The sequence below is a fragment of the Pueribacillus theae genome (assembly GCF_003097615.1).
In the GTDB taxonomy this organism is placed as follows: domain Bacteria; phylum Bacillota; class Bacilli; order Bacillales; family UBA6769; genus Pueribacillus; species Pueribacillus theae.
This window is the reverse complement of the sequence record NZ_QCZG01000007.1, coordinates 87,671-108,024: the sequence shown is the minus strand read 5'-3', so window position 1 is coordinate 108,024 and position 20,354 is coordinate 87,671. Positions and strand designations below refer to the sequence as shown.

At 41.2% G+C, this 20,354-nt stretch carries 14 protein-coding genes and 1 pseudogene; 8 read left to right on the top strand and 7 right to left on the bottom strand.

Features of this window, described 5'->3' with window-relative positions; all coding sequences use genetic code 11:
- Positions 1 to 127: 127 nt before the first annotated feature.
- The 5 genes from DCC39_RS05345 to DCC39_RS05325 all read right to left on the bottom strand — a co-directional run bounded on the left by DCC39_RS05345 (position 128) and on the right by DCC39_RS05325 (position 4,803).
- Entirely contained in the window at positions 128 to 1,282 is a 1,155-nt protein-coding gene (locus DCC39_RS05345; RefSeq protein ID WP_116553851.1) for a DegT/DnrJ/EryC1/StrS family aminotransferase, read from the bottom strand.
- The gene (locus tag DCC39_RS05340; RefSeq protein ID WP_116553850.1) at positions 1,266 to 1,934 is read right to left on the bottom strand and encodes an acetyltransferase; all 669 of its coding nucleotides are present in this window, start codon (positions 1,932 to 1,934) and stop codon (positions 1,266 to 1,268) included. The genes DCC39_RS05345 and DCC39_RS05340 overlap by 17 nt, the downstream gene beginning before the upstream one ends.
- Positions 1,897 to 2,541: a sugar transferase gene (locus DCC39_RS05335; protein WP_116553849.1), complete on the bottom strand. Its 645-nt coding sequence runs from the start codon at positions 2,539 to 2,541 to the stop codon at positions 1,897 to 1,899. The genes DCC39_RS05340 and DCC39_RS05335 overlap by 38 nt, the downstream gene beginning before the upstream one ends.
- A 133-nt stretch (positions 2,542 to 2,674) precedes the next feature.
- Entirely contained in the window at positions 2,675 to 4,132 is a 1,458-nt protein-coding gene (locus DCC39_RS05330) for an efflux RND transporter periplasmic adaptor subunit (protein ID WP_116553848.1), read from the bottom strand.
- Positions 4,129 to 4,803, bottom strand: coding sequence for a hypothetical protein (locus DCC39_RS05325; RefSeq protein ID WP_116553847.1), 675 nt, complete (start codon positions 4,801 to 4,803; stop codon positions 4,129 to 4,131). The genes DCC39_RS05330 and DCC39_RS05325 overlap by 4 nt, the downstream gene beginning before the upstream one ends.
- 392 nt (positions 4,804 to 5,195) lie before the next feature.
- On the opposite strand from DCC39_RS05325, the gene DCC39_RS05320 reads away from it, so the two are divergent.
- From DCC39_RS05320 to wecB, 5 genes and pseudogenes are all read left to right on the top strand, one after another.
- Positions 5,196 to 8,195 carry an S-layer homology domain-containing protein gene (locus DCC39_RS05320; protein WP_116553846.1) on the top strand — a complete coding sequence of 1,000 codons (3,000 nt, stop codon included), beginning with the start codon at positions 5,196 to 5,198 and terminating at the stop codon, positions 8,193 to 8,195.
- A 905-nt stretch (positions 8,196 to 9,100) separates the two neighbouring features.
- Positions 9,101 to 10,862 (top strand): annotated as a pseudogene (locus DCC39_RS05315) (IS1182 family transposase).
- Between the two features lie 85 nt (positions 10,863 to 10,947).
- The gene (locus DCC39_RS05310; RefSeq protein ID WP_116553845.1) at positions 10,948 to 11,547 is read left to right on the top strand and encodes a pectate lyase-like adhesive domain-containing protein; all 600 of its coding nucleotides are present in this window, start codon (positions 10,948 to 10,950) and stop codon (positions 11,545 to 11,547) included.
- Between the two features lie 1,429 nt (positions 11,548 to 12,976).
- Positions 12,977 to 13,417: a DUF6557 family protein gene (locus DCC39_RS05300; RefSeq protein ID WP_116553843.1), complete on the top strand. Its 441-nt coding sequence runs from the start codon at positions 12,977 to 12,979 to the stop codon at positions 13,415 to 13,417.
- 679 nt (positions 13,418 to 14,096) lie between these two features.
- Positions 14,097 to 15,245, top strand: a complete 1,149-nt coding sequence (wecB, locus tag DCC39_RS05295) for a non-hydrolyzing UDP-N-acetylglucosamine 2-epimerase (RefSeq protein ID WP_116553842.1) — start codon at positions 14,097 to 14,099, stop codon at positions 15,243 to 15,245.
- A 321-nt stretch (positions 15,246 to 15,566) separates the two neighbouring features.
- Here wecB and DCC39_RS05290 read toward each other — a convergent pair whose 3' ends face one another.
- Together DCC39_RS05290 and DCC39_RS05285 are read right to left on the bottom strand one after the other, a co-directional pair.
- Positions 15,567 to 16,667, bottom strand: a complete 1,101-nt coding sequence (locus tag DCC39_RS05290) for a glycosyltransferase family 4 protein (RefSeq protein WP_240613542.1) — start codon at positions 16,665 to 16,667, stop codon at positions 15,567 to 15,569.
- Between the two features lie 130 nt (positions 16,668 to 16,797).
- Complete coding sequence (locus tag DCC39_RS05285) at positions 16,798 to 17,439, bottom strand: YigZ family protein (RefSeq protein ID WP_116553840.1); 642 nt, start codon at positions 17,437 to 17,439, stop codon at positions 16,798 to 16,800.
- 176 nt (positions 17,440 to 17,615) lie between these two features.
- On the opposite strand from DCC39_RS05285, the gene DCC39_RS05280 reads away from it, so the two are divergent.
- Genes DCC39_RS05280 through DCC39_RS05270 form a run of 3 tightly spaced genes read left to right on the top strand, consistent with a single transcriptional unit; the run spans position 17,616 to position 20,352 of the window.
- Positions 17,616 to 18,782 carry a sensor histidine kinase gene (locus DCC39_RS05280; protein WP_116553839.1) on the top strand — a complete coding sequence of 389 codons (1,167 nt, stop codon included), beginning with the start codon at positions 17,616 to 17,618 and terminating at the stop codon, positions 18,780 to 18,782.
- Positions 18,766 to 19,470 (top strand): response regulator, encoded by a 705-nt coding sequence (locus DCC39_RS05275; protein ID WP_116553838.1) that lies wholly within the window; start codon positions 18,766 to 18,768, stop codon positions 19,468 to 19,470. The genes DCC39_RS05280 and DCC39_RS05275 overlap by 17 nt, the downstream gene beginning before the upstream one ends.
- Before the next feature lie 33 nt (positions 19,471 to 19,503).
- Positions 19,504 to 20,352, top strand: coding sequence for a DegV family protein (locus DCC39_RS05270; RefSeq protein ID WP_116553837.1), 849 nt, complete (start codon positions 19,504 to 19,506; stop codon positions 20,350 to 20,352).
- The last annotated feature ends 2 nt before the right edge of the window (positions 20,353 to 20,354 follow it).

Genomic DNA, 20,354 nt, shown 5'->3' with positions numbered 1-20,354 from the left:
TTTTTGATACATCGCTGAAAGCTTTCCGGAACCATACGCCTAGCGTATGGTTTTCTTTTCACAATCAGAGAGCTATACGAATTCATCGTATAGCTCTTTCTATGTATCTGAACCAACCAAACGAAAATTACCTTCCCTCGAATAAATCCAACACCGCCGCAATAACACGTTCCTGATCTTCGGCAGCCATATTTGATCCGCTCGGAAGGCATATCCCGTTTTTGAATAAGGCATCTGAAACGCTTGTGCTTTCTTCATGTGGATAATAGCCCGCATGCCTATACAATGGCTGCAGGTGCATCGGTTTCCATACAGGGCGCGCTTCAATATTGTGTTCGCTTAACTGTTTAATCAAGTCATCACGGCTAACACCGGCTACAGCGGGATCAATCGTTAAAGCAGTTAACCATCGATTCGACTTTGAGCCTCTGGGTTCCGGCTGGAAGGACACCCCCGGAATATCGCCAAGCGCTTTTGCATACCGATCAAAAATGGCTCTTCGCTTGCGAATGCGTTCATCGAGTACTTCAAGCTGGCCACGGCCGATGCCGGCAACAATATTGCTCATCCGGTAATTGTATCCGACTTCAACGTGTTCATAATGGAGAGCCTGTTCACGCGCTTGCTGTGATAAAAATCGCGCTTTTTCAATGGCTGCTTTGTCATTGGACACAAGCGCACCGCCCCCGGATGTCGTAATGATTTTATTGCCATTAAATGAATAAATGCCAAATTTGCCGAATGTGCCGCTTTTCTTCCCCTGAAACTCGCTTCCAAGCGACTCTGCGGCATCTTCAATTATCGGAACATTATAGTAGCTGCATATTGTGGCCAACTCATCCATTTGGGCACTTTGCCCGTAAAGATTAACGACAATAACCGCTTTAGGCAATTTGCCATGTATAGAAGCATCTTTCAACGCACGGTCCAGTGCGGCCGGTGACATATTCCATGTCTCCAGCTCCGAGTCAATGAATAGAGGCGTCGCTCCCTGGTACATAATCGGATTGGTACTTGCGACGAATGTCAAAGATGAGCAAAAGACCGTATCTCCAGATCCAACATCCAATAATCGTAAAGCCAAATGGATCGCCGCCGTGCCGGAATTCAAAACTGCGGCATCTTTCACATCATTATAATCGGCGAGTTCTTTTTCAAACTCCACAACATTGTTTCCGAGCGGCGCAATCCAGTTCGAAGCAAACGCTTCATCAATATATTTTTGTTCGTTTCCGCTCATATGGGGAGACGAGAGAAATATTCGATCATGATCTTGCTTCATCTAATCCACTCATTTCATTCATTGTTTCATTACGCTTTATCACTTGAGCAGGAACACCGGCGGCAATCACATTACTTTCAACATTTTTAACGACAACCGCCCCTGCTCCGATTGTACTCCAACTGCCGATCCGCATTCCTTGAATCACTGTCGCCCCTGCCCCGACATGAGCCCCTTCCAGGACGGCCACACTCCCCGCCAATGTTGCATTCGGGGAAATGTGGGCGAAATCTCCAACCCTATTATCGTGTTCAACGACAGAGCCTGTATTGATAATACAATGGTTTCCAATCGTGGCATCAGCATTTATAACAACCCCGGCCATCACAACCGTGCCATGCCCAATGCGGGCAGATGGGCTAATGGTGGCATGCGGGTGAATCACGGAAAGATAACGGGTTAAAGGAATATTTAATGTGCCAAATAATTTTTTGCGAACGGAATTACTCCCGATGGCAAGGCAAAATTTATAATCTGACCTATTGATGGTGTTCAGAAAATCCGTCGGCGCATACATGATTCCGTCTTTTTCAATGGTTTGGCGAAAAGCATCATCCAAAATGGCGTATAATTCCAGATCGCGCATTTGATTCAAGCTATCTTGAATGACTTTGCTATGTCCGCCTGCCCCGATTAGAATCACTTTTTCCATTGGTAGCCTCCGATTTCGGCGTTCCGGTAAATCTTTCAACCGTCGCATGGTTTTCTTGATTAATCCCCTCAGACTTAAATACTTTCACAATGGTTAACAGAATAATTTTAAGATCCAGCCAAAATGACTGATGATCAACATACCAGACATCAAGGGCAAATTTTTCTTCCCAGCTAAGGGCATTGCGGCCATTCACTTGAGCCCAGCCCGTTATTCCGGGCTTCACATCATGCCGGCGTGCCTGTTCTTCCGAATACAGCGGCAAGTATTCCATCAAAAGGGGGCGCGGGCCGACCAAGCTAAGATCCCCTTTCAGCACGTTAAATAATTGCGGAAGCTCATCCAGGCTTAATTTGCGAATCATCCGTCCGGCTTTTGTCAGCCGCATGTCATCCGGCAACAGGTTGCCATTTTCATCGCGTTCATCTGTCATCGTTCGAAATTTATATAGCCAAAATGGCCTGCCATGCAGGCCGGGGCGCTTTTGTTTAAAAATAACCGGCGAGCCCAGCTTGGCGCGAACGATGATGGCAGTAAATAACAGGACAATTGAAAAAAGCACAATACAAATAAGTGAAACAATGATATCCACACTTCTTTTTATCATACTCACCTCCGTATTGCACCCTCCATAAAGCATACCTTTTTTATAAATTTTTTCCATTCGTTTTGTGAAGCATCCAGAGTATCATGCATCCGAAATTGAAAAGCTCCCTGCAATTCTCCGGACACCCGCTCTGTTACCTTGTGAGCAGCCCAATTACTAGGCTTCGTTTCCGAGGGCCGCTTTTAACCATTTCTTTCCACGTTGCTTTTCCCGGCTTTAATGGAGTAATGTACGCTGCCCCGTCCTTTAATGCGAGCTTCCCCGGCTTTGCGACGATTAAGTCACCAATCTTGGGCCCATTCACTAACTCAACGAAATCAGCCATCTCAATTCCTGTCTCAACCGGCTGTTTTTTGAGTTTCCCAGCGTTCGTCATTTTCCAAACAGCCCCTTTGTGAATGCTTTCCGTACGAACCGCACGGGCGCCGAGTGATTCTGAAATGGTAATGTCAAGATTGACATGATAGCCGCGAAGCAAATCATCAGGCACCATGCCATCATCAAAGGCGACTTGGAATGGGTAGATGCTTTCCCCATGCAATGTTACTTGCTTCGGATCACTGCTTACCTTATGGATAACGCCGGTCAGCTCCCTTGTGCTTCCATCATCTTGAGCAGCTTCTCCATCTTCCGCAATAGCGGCGTTGCCGCGAGCGCCAGCATCTGCATCATCTGAACCGGGAGGAAGGTGATTCCCCGCTTCAACAGATTCCGCCTCTTCTGAGCTTTCAGCATCTTTCAACTCTCCGTTAGGCCCGGCACTCTCGCCTGTTTGGGCAAGTTCGTTATCCGAGCTTTTCGCATCATTGTTATCGGCGGCGGTCTTACTATCTTCAGCATCTTCCACAAGTGAAATAGAGACTTTCATCCCATCTTCGACCTTCATGCGTTCCTTTTCCGAAAGTTCGCCCGCCACACCCAGTGTAGGCGAAGAAATTGCCATGATCGGATTTGCCAGTGACGCCGAAATCTTTGTCACCTTTCCGGAATAAGGGCTTGGCACTTGAATCTCCCCGCTGCCTGCCGTCATGTCGGCGAGCTGTGATTCCGCACTTTTAAGCTGTGCCTTCACTTGCTCCAATTCGGCTTCCTTATGAATGATAAACTGTTCCTTCATCATCTCCGCGCCAGTTGTGTTTTGTTTTATAGAAACCGCTTCACTGCCGTTAGGATCAATGACACGGGTATCGGACAGTTGTACCTGTTTCCCTTGCATTTTTTTAATCGCTGTTTCAATCGCCTTTATCTCATCATTATACTTGGCAATGTCACGCTCCAACGATGCCTTCATTTCAGCGTAATTTCGAACTTCGTATGTATATAAATGACTGCCAACGCTCACTTCATCCCCTTCAGAGACCAGAAACTCCCCAAACGCCCCGCTGCCTTCATCGAAATAGACGAGCTCTTTCTCAGAATCGATAACGCCTTCTGTCTGAAGGGTCTCGGCCAAATCTCTTTCGGCAACAGGATTCCATTCCTTCACAAAAACCACACGTTCAACTTTCCCATCCTTATCCTTTACAATGAGAAAAATATTCAAGCATATAAGCAGCAAGCCAGCGGCCCAAATCAACCTTTTCGCCTTCAACTAAACCACCTGCCTATCACATACGGGCTTCCAAACACGACAATCGCCGCAAGCACCCACTCCAGAAACCGCAAGAAAATAACCGCTAGCCAAACAGATTTTTCCTTTTCGCCCAGCATCCGGTTTAAAAATTTAATTTGAAACGAAATGATCCACAATTGAAAAATCGAAATCGACCCAAAAAAGTAAATGAGCCAAGGCTTTGACGTCAGATGCGACGCAATCACTCCAAATGAAAACGGCGAAACAAACCAATCAAGGCCAAAAAACACGGCAAGGGGAATCCACGTGAGCCGCTCGATTAACACAATAACGAAAACACCCAGTTGCATGGCCATAAGCTTTTGAAAAGGGACTTCAATGATCAGCCATTTAAAAATCATTGCTGGAATACAGATCATGGCAAGCGCAGACACTGCCCCGGCAAGCGACCGCCCGATGATAAACCAAAGCTTGCTCGACTCATATTCAGCAGGAGTATACGCCGCACCGCCACTCATAATCAATGCCGACCCAATGCCCATATATGCCATAAGCCCATAAGTAACAATACTGGCAAAAACAAGCAAGCCGGTGAGCTTCCATACATTACGAATGCGCTCAGCATGGCTTATTCGATCCAATTGATCGCCAAATGAAACGAATAACTTAAGAACGTTGAGGTAGTACATAATCTGCGACATCCTTTTCACTAGTTAAATAATCATTAAGATTCAATACCAGTAAATTTTATCTTAAAAACAATTAAATTACTAATATTTTTCATTTGCAGCCGCCAAACAAAGAAACGATCACTCGAGATTGAAATCCTTGTCAAAATGGGGCTCTGGCTCTTAATTTTTTGGCGCTTTCCATGTTAAAAAATATATTATCTTGCAAAAAAATTATAGGTAGAGTAGAATTTTGTCATAAATCCCATTTATTTCATCAAATGGAATTGACAAACTTACTTTCTATAATTATACTAAAATTCAAGTGGCTATTATCCTAGTAGTTTCCTTACATATGTTCACGTTTAGTCAGGAAGCAGAGAATTATAACCATAAAGGGAGGAAATTGTTTTATGTCAAAGAAGAGCTCTTACCGTAAATATGCGGTTACAACGATCGCAGCGGCGGCTGCAGTTTCTGCTGTTGCACCTGTTGCATCGGCAGCCGAAACAAAGGATTTTACAGATGTAAAGCCTGACCATGAGCACTACGATGCGATTATGGCAATGGCAGAAAGAGGAATCGTTACAGGACTTAATGATGGAACTGGAAGGTTTAATCCTGAAGGCCCTCTATTCCGTGCGCAAGCAGCAGTCATGTTCGCGCGGGCATTAGAACTTAGAACACCATCTAATGTGAAAGAAGTGCTAAGCGTTTATACAGATGTAAACGAAAACAGCGAATATGCAGATGAGATTGCTGCAGTAACAGCAGCAGGAATCTTTGGCCAGTTCGGTAAAGATAGTAAAGGCAATAAAATTAAAGGGAAGTTCAACCCTTGGAAAAACATTAACCGTGAGCAAATGGCTTCAGTTCTCGTACGAGCATACGACTTAGAAAAGCTAGACACGGACGAAAACGTTAAAATCAATCTTAAAAACGTAAGTCCGACTCACCAAGGAAGCGTTCAGACGCTTGCTAACCTTGGCATTACTGTTGCGACTGATAATTTCAAGCCACTTAACAATGTTACTCGCGGACAGTTTTCATCATTCTTAAAGAGAACAATTGATAAATACGAAGCTCCTTCTGAGGGAGTGGCAATTGAAAGTGTAAAGGCGATTAATGCAAAAACACTGGAAGTAACATTTGATTCAGGTATAGACGCTGATAAAGCTAAGCTTGAAGTAGTTAAATCAACTATTAAGCAAAACATTTCTAAAACAACATGGGCGGAAGACAACAAATCTGTTCGACTTGAACTTACAACAAAGCTAACTAAAGGCGAATATGTCGTTAATGTAACCGGTGTTTCTGAAAAGCCGCTAACTGGTTCGGTTCAGGTGGAAGATGAGAGAGTAGACTCCATTGAGATTTTATCAGATATTGCTGTAGTAAATCGTAACGCTAACCCAACTAGTGCAACTGTAGCTTACCAAGTAAAAAACCAATATGGTGAAGATGTTACAAAAACAACCAACTTAACTACTAACAGTCCTTCGGTAACTCCTAACCCATCAACTGGCGTTGTGACTATTGATTTAGGTGATGACAATAAATACAAGGTTGGAGATAAAGTTCCGATCACACTTGTTCATGCTGATAGCGCCAAGTCGGCTACGAAGACACTTACTTTGTCAGCTGAATCCGCAGTGTCAGAAGTGGGTATCAAAGGGATTTACAATAAAGATGGCAAAAAACTAAATGAAGATACTAAAACTAGTGACGAATTTTATCTCCTGGTTGATGTAAAAGACCAATACGGCAATGCTATAACTGATGCAGAAAAAGCTTCGAAAGGGCTAATAAAATCAGAAACAAATCCAACAGTTATCAAAACAGCTGGCGCAGGAAATGCTGTTGAACTTTCTAGTTTGACAATTGATGGTAAAAAACAACTCGGCTTAAAATTATCAGGTGTACAAAAAGCTGGTGAGAGTAAAGTTACTTTAATCTCAACAACTTCCGGGAAAAATGATTCTTACAATATTGTGGTCGCTGAAACTACGCGTGCGGATGTTGTCAACTTGTCACCCCCAGCAATTGCAGTTGCTAATGAAGATATCTTAGTACCTGTATCTGTTATTGATAAAGAAGGGAAAGTAATCACAGATACAAAAATACTAAACAACCCGGAAAAAGGTGTAAAAGCAACCTTTAATAACGACCCATTGCAATTTGTTGAAGGAGAAGACAGCAATATTTACATTAAAATTCCTTCTAATATCAATACGACTGACGGCACATTCCCGTTAGTAGCCCAATCCTCAACATATAAGGTTGCGACATCTATAATTAGAGTTGATAAAAAAGCAGTGCCTACTACAATTCGCGGTCTGAAAAAGCCTTTAACGCTTAAAGCTCAAAGACCGGCAACTATTAATTACACAGATGTTGTAGTTGAAGATCAATATGGTCGTTCTATGAAGGATGCAGACGTGAAGGCCTATTTGGCAACTGGAAAAGGTATTGTTGTGAAAGCTAATGACTCTGCTTCAAATGTTGTTACTATTCCAGCATCACCAAATAATATAATTACAGATAGTAAAGGTGTAACAGTAACAGCCCTTAATAAGAATGGAAGCCAGACAATACAACTTGTTCTTGCTGAGCTTAAAGCTGATGGTGTCACAGAAATCGCAGCTAGCACAGCAGATGCTCAAGTACGTGTCACTGATGGTACAAACTACGAAGGATACGAAATTGCGCCAATAGGAAAGGTTCAAGCAGCCGATGTGCAAGATGCGCGTAACAAAAAATTCACAGTTAACGGCTTGTTGGACGGCGGAAAAGTTGCTTTAGATGACAATGATTACACTGCAACGATTTCTGGAGGGAGAAAAGCAGACGGAGTCGAGCCACCAAAAGTATCAAATGGTGAAATTACAGTTAATAAAGAAAACTTAAATACTGACAAAGGTGGCAAGCCAATTGATACTGAATTCACTTTAAGAGTAACAATCAATGCAACGGGTAAAGTGCTTGAAGAGAAGTTCATAGTGTCAGCGGATGATAAAAAAGTAGAAGACTTTTTCTTTACTACATCTGAAACTTCTACAGACTCAGACGACTATGATGCTGCTAAAGCAATTACTACTGCAATTGCTGATGGAGGAACATACACAATTGCAACCCCGATTGTTAAAGGGGATGGCCATTCAAACCTAAACTTTGCTACTGTGGATCAATACGGTAATAAAGCTATCCAGGGTGACGTAGCGGAGACTGTAACAATTTCTCCTGAGAAGACCGCTGACGTTTCAATCACTGATAACGGTACAAAAAATGCAAAAGCTGAGCTTAAAGAAGGTGTTGCAGAAACTAAATTAACTGTTAACGTTAAAGTAGGTAATGCAACTAAAGAATTAAAAGTAACATTAACTGCAAAACCTATGCCACCAGTAACTCCTTAACAAAATTAAACGAAACGTTGCTTTATAAGCTAGTAAACTAGTGAAAGAAGCGGAAAGGGCACCTCATGTTCAAACTTCAAGCTTTTTATATGATACGTGGTTTATCATGGGGTGTTATTTTCTAACTGTTATGTTCCAAGTGATGGGGGAATTTCCCATCCTTGCTAAACAGTCTTTATGCAAGAGCCTGATCCTCCTGGGCCCAGTGACGCGCTGATATGCGGAAGGGGCTAAGTCAGGTGAAGTCGTACCCGGTGGACCGGGGCGGGGCTCCTTAAAAGGCAGCTATGGCCAGGCAGACGAATCCATGTAGGCAGGGTGAGGTAGTGAATGTTGTGAATAGCTAGGAGTTCAGCATTCATCCTTGCATCTGAAATAATGCAACGGCGGTCAGCATAATTGACTGTTAAACTGGCCGTTCTCATTCCTGAATAGTGGAGGCCTAAGGCTGTCAAAAAGAGGGATGGACATAACGGAACGTTTGAAGTCTTTTCGGAAGAGGTGGATCAGCACCAATGAATCCGGAAAGATGGCAGCGGGTTCATAGTAGTGTGGATAGCTAGCCGTTTGTACCCGTGTGGTAACATACGAGGAGGATAAAACTAGCAGGAGCGAAGGAACCCAGTCAGTAGCAGATTCTAAAACGACTTATTTCCCCAAAAGTAATGTCGTTATCCTACTAAACAACTAGGGGTTGTCCAGAAAGTCATTAAAAAATGACTTTCTGTGACAGCCTTTCCTCTTTTTGCTAAAAATCTATACAAAAAAATCGCCCTTTCTAGTAGAATGAAGTTACCACACCACACTCAAGAAAGGACGATTTTTTTATGAGCAATCCGAAGATTACTAAAAAAGAGTATAACATACAAACATCGCTTTCTCTAGAGGTAAAAGAAGAAACTCCTATTGCTTCCAAAGAAAAATTCGCTCCCACGTTCAAATCCTATAATAATCATCAAAGTTTCTTTATTTATGATCTTCAAGAACTGATCCCTGAACATCATGTCGCCCGTGTTGTTGATGAAATGGTTGAAGCCATTCCGGATGGGCAGCTATTTGCCCATTATTCAGGTGGCGGACGTCGTCCTTTTCATCCGAAAATGATGCTAAAAGTGATTTTATATGCGTACTCACAAAAAGTATATTTCTTGCCGTGGTATTGAAACGCTTATTCAAGAAAGCATTCCTGCAATGTGGCTGGCGGCGATGCAAAAACCCGATTTTCGTACCATCAACGATTTTCGAGGGAAGCGTATGAAAGCCATGATGGATGAGTTATTTGAAACGATGATCCTCAAATTAATTGAAGACGGGCATATTACAATGGAAAACTACTTCTTGGATGGCACAAAGATTGAAGCCAATGCCAATAAGTATTCTTTCGTATGGAAAAAATCAACGATCCGTTTTGAAGAGAAATTGAAAGAGAAAATCAAGGCAACTCTTGAGCAGATTCATGAGATTACACAGGCTGAAGAAATGGAGCTTGAGGACATACCTGCCCCTTTAGAAAACGCGTCAGTTGAACAATTAGAAGCAGTGGCAAATCAACTCGAGACACAGGTGAACACATTAACAGAAGAAATCGAAGCGGAAAAAGAAGTACCTGTTCGGAAAGAACTCCGTGCACGCCGAAGTGCGCTAAAAAAGCCAATCAAGCTCATCCGTACAGACTTCATCCCCCGAATTCAAAAGTACAAAAAACAGCATGAGACATTCGGTGAACGCAACAGCTTTTCAAAAACAGATCCCGATGCGACATTCATGCGCATGAAAGAAGACCACATGAAAAATGGACAGCTAAAACCAGGATATAATGTACAAGTGGCAACAGAAAACCAGTTTATCCTTTACTATACACTACACCAGCGCCCGACAGACACACGCTGTTTTATCCCCCACTTAGAGAAATTAGCAGCGTCCCGTTTGCCGATGCCTAAAACAGTGATTGCGGATGCAGGGTATGGCAGTGAGGAAAATTATCTGTACGCCCTCGGGGAAGAAAAGGAGCCTCGTTTTGAATGTTTAATCCCCTACGGCACGTATGTAAAAGAAAAAACACGCAAATACAAAAACGACATCAGGAATGTAAAAAACTGGACATACGAGGAAAAAGACGACCTGTTCATTTGCCCAAACGGACGCAAAGTGCCCTTTAAAAAGTACCAAAACAGAAAGAACGCTTCAGGATTTGAGCAAAGCTACAAAATTTATGAATGTGAAGACTGTTCCGATTGCCCGCTGAAAGCACAATGTACAAAGGCAAAAGGCAATCGCCAAGTCCACTTGAATCCGATATTTGAAGAGATGAAAGCAAAGGCGAAAACAGCCCTTGAATGTGAGGAAAAAGCAGAACTCTACGCCATGCGCAAAATTGAGGTAGAGAGTGTTTTTGGCCACATCAAGGGCAATCGGTCGTTCCGCCGATTCTCATTACGTGGCCTCGACAAGGTCCATGTAGAGTTTGGGATTGTGGCAATGACCCACAATCTCCTGAAAGTGGCGGGCATGCGCCTGCTGTTTTCAGAAAAAAGTTATAAAAACACAAAATCAGGTGGAGAAAAACAAATCGTTTCTCTCCACCTGATTTATTTTAGGGACTTTTTAGACAGCCTCTATTTAAAAGTTGGAAATAGGTATATTAGAATAGTATTATTAACCTACTGACGGCACGCCGTATGCGGTGAAAGCCGCCTGTACGGTGTAGGCCCGAACCGAAAGCCACGGAGTTGTGGTATAAGACGGGAATAGCGTGGGAAATGCAAAAGATTTAAAAGAAGCTTTAGAAAATGAATCAATAACGAGAATTGTTCTAACTGATAACATTTCAGTAGATGAACCAATTATACCAGCAGCTGGGGTAACGATTGATGGTAATGGTCATGAGCTTAAATTTAGTAACACTGGCGATGGTGCTAACAGCGCTGAAGGCCTATATATTGCCAACGATGGTGTTATAATCAAAAATTTAACAATTGATGGTGTAAATGTAACTCATGGCGATAACTTAATTGAAATTTACAGCAATGCAACGCTTGAGAATGTAACAGTGAAGAACGGAAAGAAAAACGGTATTTACGTTAACCATAATTCAGCCGGCGATATTACTGTAAACTTTAAAAACATTACAACTGATAAAAACAATTGGGCTGGAATTGGCTTAGTTGCTCAAAAAGCAGGCGCTACACTTACTGCCAATTTCACAGGAACTAACTCCTTTGGCGAAACTGTAGGTGTCTATTCCGAACAAGGAACAGAGGAGGATCCTAGTGCGTATCCCGGGAGTGTAGTAGTGAACGGTTTAAGTGAAAAAGCTCATGACACCAAAACTTACCAAAAAATATATGAATAAATTAATTAATTGAATTTAAGAGAAAACAACCACGCCCCGTTAGTTAGACACAACTAATGGGGTGTGGTGTTTGGAGGGACAAGGGGACAGGTCTTGTCCCTCCCGCAATCTACGTGAGACTGCTTCAAATCTTCTCGCTGTTTAACTTAACCCACCAAATGACAAAGAAATTTTTAAAAATGACATTTACTAAAAGTTCACGTATCGTTCAATCATAAGCAAGCTTAATATTGCTGGTAAAATTATGAAAAAGATATATCAATGTAGATAATCTTCTATTAACGGCCGATCATAATAGTAGAAAAATGCTAGCCAAAGCGTTACAACAGTTTATCTTTTTATTATTTAAAAAAATAGTGACAAATCCGAAAAAAGGAATATAATAAAAAAGGGGAAATAAGAAAAAAAGAACTACTGCTGATGGATCGCCGTGTGCGATAAAAATCGCCTGCATGGTGAAGGCTCGTTATAAAACCGAAAGATAAAAAAGGATAAGACGAGAATAGCGAAACAACACCAATAAAAGATCTTAGAATAGTTTCATATAATAGTACTGATATAGCAATCAACTGTACGAGCCCTATTTCAGCAGATGAGATAAAACTATATCATTCTGTGAGTGGAAAAGATGAGTGGCAACTAACTAACTACACTTCAAGGTTGGACTCTAGTGAATTAACTTTTTTTGTGACAGGTCTGTCCATGGATACCACTTTGTATGATTTTAAAATAATTGTTAAGGGTGGACCTAATGCAGGAGAATCAAATGTTGTCACTCAACGGTTCACGTATCCTTAATTAAAGTTTCTGTAGGAAGCATCATTGACAAACATTGACTCATTAGTTTCTTATGACCTATACTTTTATTACACATTTTGTGCTCCTTTGTAGAAGATTGGGAACAAGTATGGTCTCTTTCTACAATAGGAGCTTTTTTCAATTAAGTAGATAGTAAATAGGGGAAACATAGGGACGGTTCTCGTGTTTCATTTTGTGTACAATCCAAATAAATATTTTGGTAATAAAGAAGGATTCTTTGTTATTTTGTTGAATTATGAGTATATAAGAAAATATCCTCTTTTCCGTTTAACTCCTTTCCTTCCACTTATATTTACGTCCTACAGATACGACTTCCGCAAAAAAACCACCGGCTTTTCGAAAATCGAAAATCCTTTCGTTCTCAATATCAGTTTATTCGATGATGATGTTATTCAGGAAGTGACAGGATTATCAAAAGAGGAACTCAAAAAATTGATGAAAGAGCTGCAATAATTCGGAAGACGATCTTGTGATAAGGTTGTCTTTTTTCTTGATTAATATTTAAATCTTGCAATTATATTGTATTCTTCCGACTTTCCTTTAATCTCATTTTTCCAACTTTGGCCGTTGATTTCGATAAGGATTTGAATATAAAAGGTGATGTGACGAAGTGATTTTTAAAGAATTGCTAAAAAATGTAAAATTTGATGATGTGTGGGAAGTACTTTTTAGAGAATATAACTTTAAGGCAGAGGCTTACGAAGCTTATAAACGAGTAATGGATGAATTACGATCACTTGAAGTTCCCGCTTATCAATCTGAGTTTACCTTGGTAGTAGCGAAAGTTGAAAATAGTTTTGAACCAGGGACTTTTATTTTCGAAGTATTTGGAATGAAAAAAGGTGATGAAAATCGTTATGCACTTGAGATGGAGCCTTGGGAAAATTGGATGAACGTCGATGTTTTAAATAAATCAATTGAATTCTACAGTGCAGCGGGTGTAGTTGCCCACGCTTTATACGAGATGACATTCTTTGGATATTCTGCTGAAGCAGTGGCTAAAAGAGTGGACGAAGAGAAACAAATATTAACTGACGTTGTGAGGAATTAGAAAGTGGGAATACAATTTCAATTGAAGAATTAAAGGCTGATCTAGGGATTATAGATAAACTTACAGCCGAAGAAAAAGAAAAGCAGAAAAGGGAGTATGAAAGAATTTGTGCTGAAAATGAAAAGGTGTATAAGAATTTACTGCTCAGTTGGAAACAATGATCATGTAAATAGATTGTTTTTTTTTCTTTAGTTGGGTATAGAGATATCGATTGAAATTGATAATTGATGCAAATACCCGTATGGCTAGAGAGACCTATTAAAATTAGATAAAAACGATAGCCCTGATAATCGTAAAGTAGGTGTCCGATCAATCAAGGGCTCCCAGATGGAATAGAAAAAATAATTGCTTTACATCTTTTCCCCGTAAAGTACTTCACTAAATACTCCACCCAAAGTTTTTGGCCTTTTTTAATTTTGTAATCCCAATGGATTTTTCCTGCAATAATGGATACTATGCAAATGATACATATCAGTGCGGTAATAATATAATTTTCAATGAATGCCTTCCCCCTGATTAAACAAAAAACGTCAATTTCCTTTATAAATCATAGCTTTTCAAGCAAAAAGACAATCTTTGCAGAGGAATTTGTCTGAAAAAGGCGGCCGCTGCCACTTCATTGTTTTCCGGTAAGAAGATTAGTAAGATAATAGGAGACAGATAAGAAGGGGCGAACGAAATGGCGAATCGTATCAAAGTAATGACGGTTTTCGGAACGAGGCCGGAAGCGATAAAAATGGCACCGCTTGTTTTACAACTTGAAAAAAATAAAAAAATTGAATCAATCGTTGCGGTAACAGCACAGCACAGGGAAATGCTTGATCAAGTGCTGGAGATATTTAGGCTTGAACCTGATTATGATTTGAATGTTATGAAAAAGCGCCAATCGCTAGTTGATATTACGACGAAGGCGTTAGCGGGGCTGCATGATGTGATGGGCGAAGTGAAGCCGGATATTGTACTCGTCCATGGTGATACATCGACAACGTTTGTTGCGAGTTTAGCCGCTTTTTATATGCAGATAAAGGTTGGCCATGTGGAGGCGGGGCTTCGTACATGGAAGAAATACTCGCCTTTTCCAGAGGAGATGAACCGCCAGTTAACAGGTGTGATTGCGGATCTGCATTTTGCGCCAACGAAGCAGGCAAAGGAAAATTTGCTAAATGAAGGGAAAAAGGCAGAAACGATTTTCATTACAGGGAATACGGCGATTGATGCGTTGAAAACAACGGTAAGAGAAGACTATGTACATGAAACGCTTGAAACACTTGGCGATGATCGGCTGATTTTGGTGACGGCACATCGAAGGGAGAATCTCGGCGAACCGATGAAGAATATGTTTCGGGCCATCAAAAAGCTAGTCCAAGAACATGGCGATGTGCAAGTCGTTTACCCTGTTCATATGAACCCGGTTGTAAGGGAACTTGCAAATGAAATTCTTGGCGACGATCCGAGAATTCATTTAATTGAGCCGCTCGGTGTATTTGATTTCCATAATTTTGCCGCGAAAGCACATTTGATTTTAACGGATTCTGGTGGAGTGCAGGAGGAAGCGCCATCATTAGGTGTTCCTGTTCTCGTATTAAGAGACACAACCGAGCGGCCGGAAGGCATTGCTGCTGGTACGTTGAAACTTGCCGGGACGGATGAAGCAATGATTTATAACATGGCGAATGAACTGTTAACTGATGATCAGAAATATAACGAAATGGCAAAAGCTTCGAATCCTTATGGGGACGGATTTGCGTCAAAGCGGATTGTTGAGGCAATTCTTTATTACTTTGGAGAGCGGTGTGAACAGCCGGAAGAATTTGACGCGCAAAATTAAACATTGATCATGAAAATGAGACATTCAAAAAGGTTGTTTGATTTCAAATCGTTGAAAGGCCGAATCGCTCTTGCGCTTCCTAATTTGTAGTCGTTGTTCTTTACAGGAATTTCGGTTTGGTTTTTATTGACAAACCGAAAAAATATTCGTGAAATTTAGGAAAAGAATAGTAAGGAGGAGATTGAATTGGAACAGGTGATGAAGCAAGTGCTGGCTGAACTGGAAATATTCAAGTTAAGGAGAAACAAAACCGATTGAACATTTGCTGGCGGATTAGCTAAAAATAAAAGCAGAACATCTTTTAGTTTCGATGTTCCACTTCTATTCCCGTTTAATAACCGGTTTTGTTGCCGGCTTCGTTGAAGATAATCTTTTTAAAAATGTAACGATTGGTTTTCTCTTTTCGCCTATGAGCCCGATCAGTTCAGCAGTTAGTTGGAGTATCAGCAACAGCAAGCTAATCATCAGCAGGGAACCCCAAAGTGTTGAAGCTGAAAAGACAAGTGCTGAAATTCCAAAGAAAATGCTGACGCCATAAATTATAAAAACAGTCGTTTTGTGGCTAAAGCCCATGTCGATTAACCGGTGGTGAAGATGCCGCCTGTCAGGACTTGAAATTTTTTGTTTGTTTAAAAGCCTGCGGATAATGGCAAAGAATGTATCGAAAATCGGAACAGCCAATATGATCACAGGGATGATTAAGCTAAATAGCGTAACGCTTTTGAAAAGGCCGAGTATGGAAATAATCGAAATGGAATATCCAAGAAATAACGCCCCTGTGTCTCCCATGAATATTTCCGCCGGATGAAAATTGAAAAATAAAAAACCGATGGTTGCCCCGAGAAAAATGATCGATAATCCGAGTGCGACGAATTGGCTGTCAATCACCGCCATAATGGAAAAGAACGTTAATGCAATCGTAGAAACCCCGGCTGAAAGGCCATCCAATCCATCGATTAAATTCATGGCATTTGTAATGCCGACAATCCATAAAATAGTAATGGCATAGCTAAAGACGCCGAATTCGACTTTTCCGTAAAACGGAATTGTAACAAAGTCAACGAGGAGCCCTGAAGAGACGACAATGCAAGCGGCGATAATTTGGCCAAGTAATTTTGCTTTCGGTGACAACGTGAATTTATCATCCAAGATCCCGACGATGGTGATAATGATTGCCCCAATAATAATTTTTGGCATGTAGGGTGAATAGGGTGCCGGTGTCAAATAAAGATAACCTGCTGCAACGCCTATGACAATCGCAAGTCCGCCGAGCCGAGGCTTTGAATTCATATGGATCTTTCGATTTTCTGGTTTATCTACAATATTATATCGAAGTGCAATTTTTTTAACGAAAGGTGTTGCAATAATTGTAACAAGAAGTGAAATGAAAAAAGCGATAAAATAATGGTATGTATCGAGCAATCGATCACCCCTTTTCAAGCAGCATATCACACTTATCATAACAGATTATTTAAAAATGAAAAGAATTATCGAATGTTTCCTATAAAAATTGTCGAATTTTTAACGGCTTCCTCTTAGTTTGCCTTTCGAGTTATAATTTATTTATTTCCTTTTCCAAATACTCGACATCCCCAGAGCCAATTTCTGCTTCTCCATTTGTTAAGTTTGTGATCCATTCAGCAAATGTTTCTTGATTTCCACTTTCCACATAGATGTCCATCTCCACATGTTCGAAATAGCGGATTTCTTTTTTTTCGTATGGTGAGTTGTGCAGTTCATTTTCAATTTTTCCAAGGTACGAGTAGTCAAAAGCCGTATGCATGATTTGCATAAGCACTCTTTTTACGACGCCGACAGTACGAATCACTTCTGAAGCGGCGGATCCGTATGCGCGAATAAGGCCTCCAGTTCCTAGTTTAATTCCACCGAAATAGCGGGTGACGACAACAACGGTATCTTTTAAGCCGCGTTTCTTTAGAACCTCTAATATGGGTATTCCTGCGGTACCGTTCGGTTCCCCGTCATCGTTTGCCTTTTGGATTTCATTGTTTTCACCGATCAGATAAGCGGAACAATTATGTGTTGCGTCATAATGTTTTTTCTTGATGGATTGAATGAAAGCCTGTGCCTCTTCTTCCGATTCGGCTCGGCCAATATATGCAATAAATCTTGACTTTTGTATGTAGATCTCGTGTGTCCCCGGTTGTTTTACGGTATAATAAGAAGATAGCATCAACAATCCCCCAAGCAATCGTTAAAAAATCTACTGCTATTATAACGCGGCAGTGACGAAATTCCTATTCATAGGCAATTTGTAATCGAAAAACAATCGGATTGTAAAGTTAAATAGGAAGGAAGATTCTAGTCCTTTTTGGTCAATATTTGTAAAGTGGGGGTGGAGGAATCGAAATGAATTCAAAAAAAATATCGAGTAAGCTACTTGACCAAATTTTGGATGAAACGATCTACAAAGTTTCAGAAAGCAAAAATGAAGTATTTGAGATCGGAGAACTTTCTCGTAAAGAGTTTGAACGTTTATTAAAAAAACTTGAGAATATCAAGATAGATGTGGCAAAAGTCATTGATGAACGAGATCTGCTTGAAGAAAAAACAAGGCTTGCGAGAAACCGCCTCGCCAAAGTTAGCCATAATTTCAATAAATACACGGAAGAGGATGTTAAGCAAGTCTATGAAACTGCGAATGATTTGCAAATTAAGTTGAACGTTTTAAGGGAAAGAGAGATTCAGCTGCGTGAGAGGCGTGATGAGCTTGAGCGCCGCCTTCTTCAAGTGAAAGAAACCATTTCAAAAGCAGAAAATTTGACAAGGCATATTTCTGTCGTTTTGAACTATTTAAGCGGTGATTTAAAAAGAATGGGCGAACTGATTGAAGATGCCAATCGAAGGCAAACACTCGGGCTGCGAATTATCGAAGCCCAGGAAGAAGAGAGAAGGCGCCTGTCACGAGAAATTCACGACGGCCCTGCGCAGATGCTTGCGAACATGCTGTTACGGTCGGAATTAATTGAAAAAAAGATTCAATATAAAGGAACTGATGCGGCCATTGCCGAATTTAGAGAATTACGCCAGCTTGTACGAAATTCACTTCAAGAAGTTAGAAGAATTATTTACGATCTTCGTCCAATGGCGCTAGACGACTTTGGGCTCATTCCAACGTTAAAAAAATATATAAATACTGTCAGTGAAAATTTCGGAACGGAGGTTACGATCCAAATTATTGGGCAAGAGAAGCGGTTGGCTTCCAATTTGGAAATTGCACTGTTCCGCCTTGCACAAGAAGCGGTACAAAATGCGTGCAAGCATGCGAAAGCGTCACAAATCCAAGTGAAAGTCGAATTTCGGGACGAGCAGCTTACACTATTAGTGAAAGATAATGGCATTGGCTTTGACTACAATGTGAAAAAGGAAAACGCATTTGGGCTTATTGGAATGAATGAACGAGTCGATCTCCTTGAAGGGAAATTCATGTTGGAGTCCACACCTGAAAAAGGCACAACCATTTTAATTCAAATACCGATAAAAAAGCAGGAGGTAAGGGATGAAGTTTACAATTGAACGAACGATTAAAATTATTTTAGTTGATGATCATCCGTTGTTTCGGGAAGGCGTCAAACGAATTTTGGAAATGGAGCCAAATTTTGAAGTCGTAGCGGAAGGCAACGATGGAAAAGAAGTGGTGGAACTCGTTCAACAGTATCTACCTGATGTTGTTCTCCTTGATATTAATATGCCAGAAGTGAACGGAGTTGAGGCAACACGGCAATTGATGCAAAAGGTGCCCGGTACGAAGGTTATCATCTTATCGATCCATGACGATGAAGCTTATGTTACGCACGCGGTAAAAACAGGTGCTGCAGGATATTTGTTAAAGGAAATGGATGCCGATGCGCTGATTGAGGCGGTAAAAGTTGTCGCAGAAGGCGGTGCATACGTCCACCCGAAAGTAACTCACAACTTGGTGAACGAATATCGCCGCTTAGCATCTCAAGGGATGGAAGGATTGGAAATAGGATTTAAAGAAATTGAGTACCGGAAGCCGCTCCACTTATTAACGAGGAGAGAATGCGAAGTGCTGCAGCTTCTTGCTGACGGAAAAAGCAACCGCGGCATAGGAAAAGCGTTATACATAAGCGAAAAAACGGTGAAAAACCACGTGTCGAACATTCTTCAAAAAATGAATGTCAACGATCGGACCCAGGCGGTTGTTGAAGCGATTAAAAAAGGCTGGGTGAAAGTAAGGTAAGCACTTCAATTATTTATTGAATGAGGGATGGACATGGCCAAGACGGCTGTCATAACAGATAGCACATCTTATATTGATCGTTCGAAACGGCAAGAGAATAACATTTTCATGATTCCTCTGAATGTCATATTCGGTTCGGATTCTTATCGTGAAGAGATTGAATTGAAAACAAGTGACTTTTATAACAAAATGCGCAACATTGAAGAGTTGCCGAAGACGTCCCAGCCGGCTGTCGGCGAATTCGTTGAACTGTACGAGCGGCTTGGAAAGGAATATAACGAGATTGTTGTCATTACACTTTCAAGCGGGATTAGCGGTACATACCAGTCAGCCCTTTCTGCAGTTGATCTTGCCGAAAATGTGAAGGTGTACGTGTTTGATTCAGAAATTAGCTGTGCTGCCCAAGGCTTTTACGTTTTGGAAGCTTCCAAAATGGCACAGTCAGGAAAAAGCGGAGAAGAGATCATCAGCCGTTTAAACGACATAAAAAGAAAAGGCATCAAAGCGTATTTTATGGTCGATGATTTAACAAATTTGAAGCTTGGCGGAAGGTTATCCGGGGCACAGGCATTTTTTGGCGGCTTGCTTAAAATTAAACCCGTTTTAGCGTTTGAAGATAAAGTTATTCAACCATTTGAAAAAATCCGTACGCGCAAAAAGGCGATTCGCAGGCTTTTTGAGATTTTTGACAATGACGCAAAAACCGGAGAAACCATCCATGCAGCAGTTATTCATGCCACCTGTCCAGATGATGCGGCTGAAATAAAGGAAGAGCTGGAAACCAAGTATCGGAATGCCACAGTTGAGATGGGCTACTTCGGCCCGGTAATCGGTACTCATTTGGGTGAAGGAGCCATTGGATTAACATGGTACAAACCATAAAA

Bases quoted from the DNA above. Each gene is read 5' to 3' on its own strand.
- DCC39_RS05345 (WP_116553851.1), bottom strand. From the start codon at position 1,282: ATGAAGCAAGATCATGATCGAATATTTCTCTCGTCTCCCCATATGAGC.
- DCC39_RS05340 (WP_116553850.1), bottom strand. From the start codon at position 1,934: ATGGAAAAAGTGATTCTAATCGGGGCAGGCGGACATAGCAAAGTCATT.
- DCC39_RS05335 (WP_116553849.1), bottom strand. From the start codon at position 2,541: ATGATAAAAAGAAGTGTGGATATCATTGTTTCACTTATTTGTATTGTG.
- DCC39_RS05325 (WP_116553847.1), bottom strand. From the start codon at position 4,803: ATGTACTACCTCAACGTTCTTAAGTTATTCGTTTCATTTGGCGATCAA.
- DCC39_RS05320 (WP_116553846.1), top strand. From the start codon at position 5,196: ATGTCAAAGAAGAGCTCTTACCGTAAATATGCGGTTACAACGATCGCA.
- wecB (WP_116553842.1), top strand. From the start codon at position 14,097: ATGGCGAATCGTATCAAAGTAATGACGGTTTTCGGAACGAGGCCGGAA.
- DCC39_RS05285 (WP_116553840.1), bottom strand. From the start codon at position 17,439: ATGCTATCTTCTTATTATACCGTAAAACAACCGGGGACACACGAGATC.
- DCC39_RS05280 (WP_116553839.1), top strand. From the start codon at position 17,616: ATGAATTCAAAAAAAATATCGAGTAAGCTACTTGACCAAATTTTGGAT.
- DCC39_RS05275 (WP_116553838.1), top strand. From the start codon at position 18,766: ATGAAGTTTACAATTGAACGAACGATTAAAATTATTTTAGTTGATGAT.
- DCC39_RS05270 (WP_116553837.1), top strand. From the start codon at position 19,504: ATGGCCAAGACGGCTGTCATAACAGATAGCACATCTTATATTGATCGT.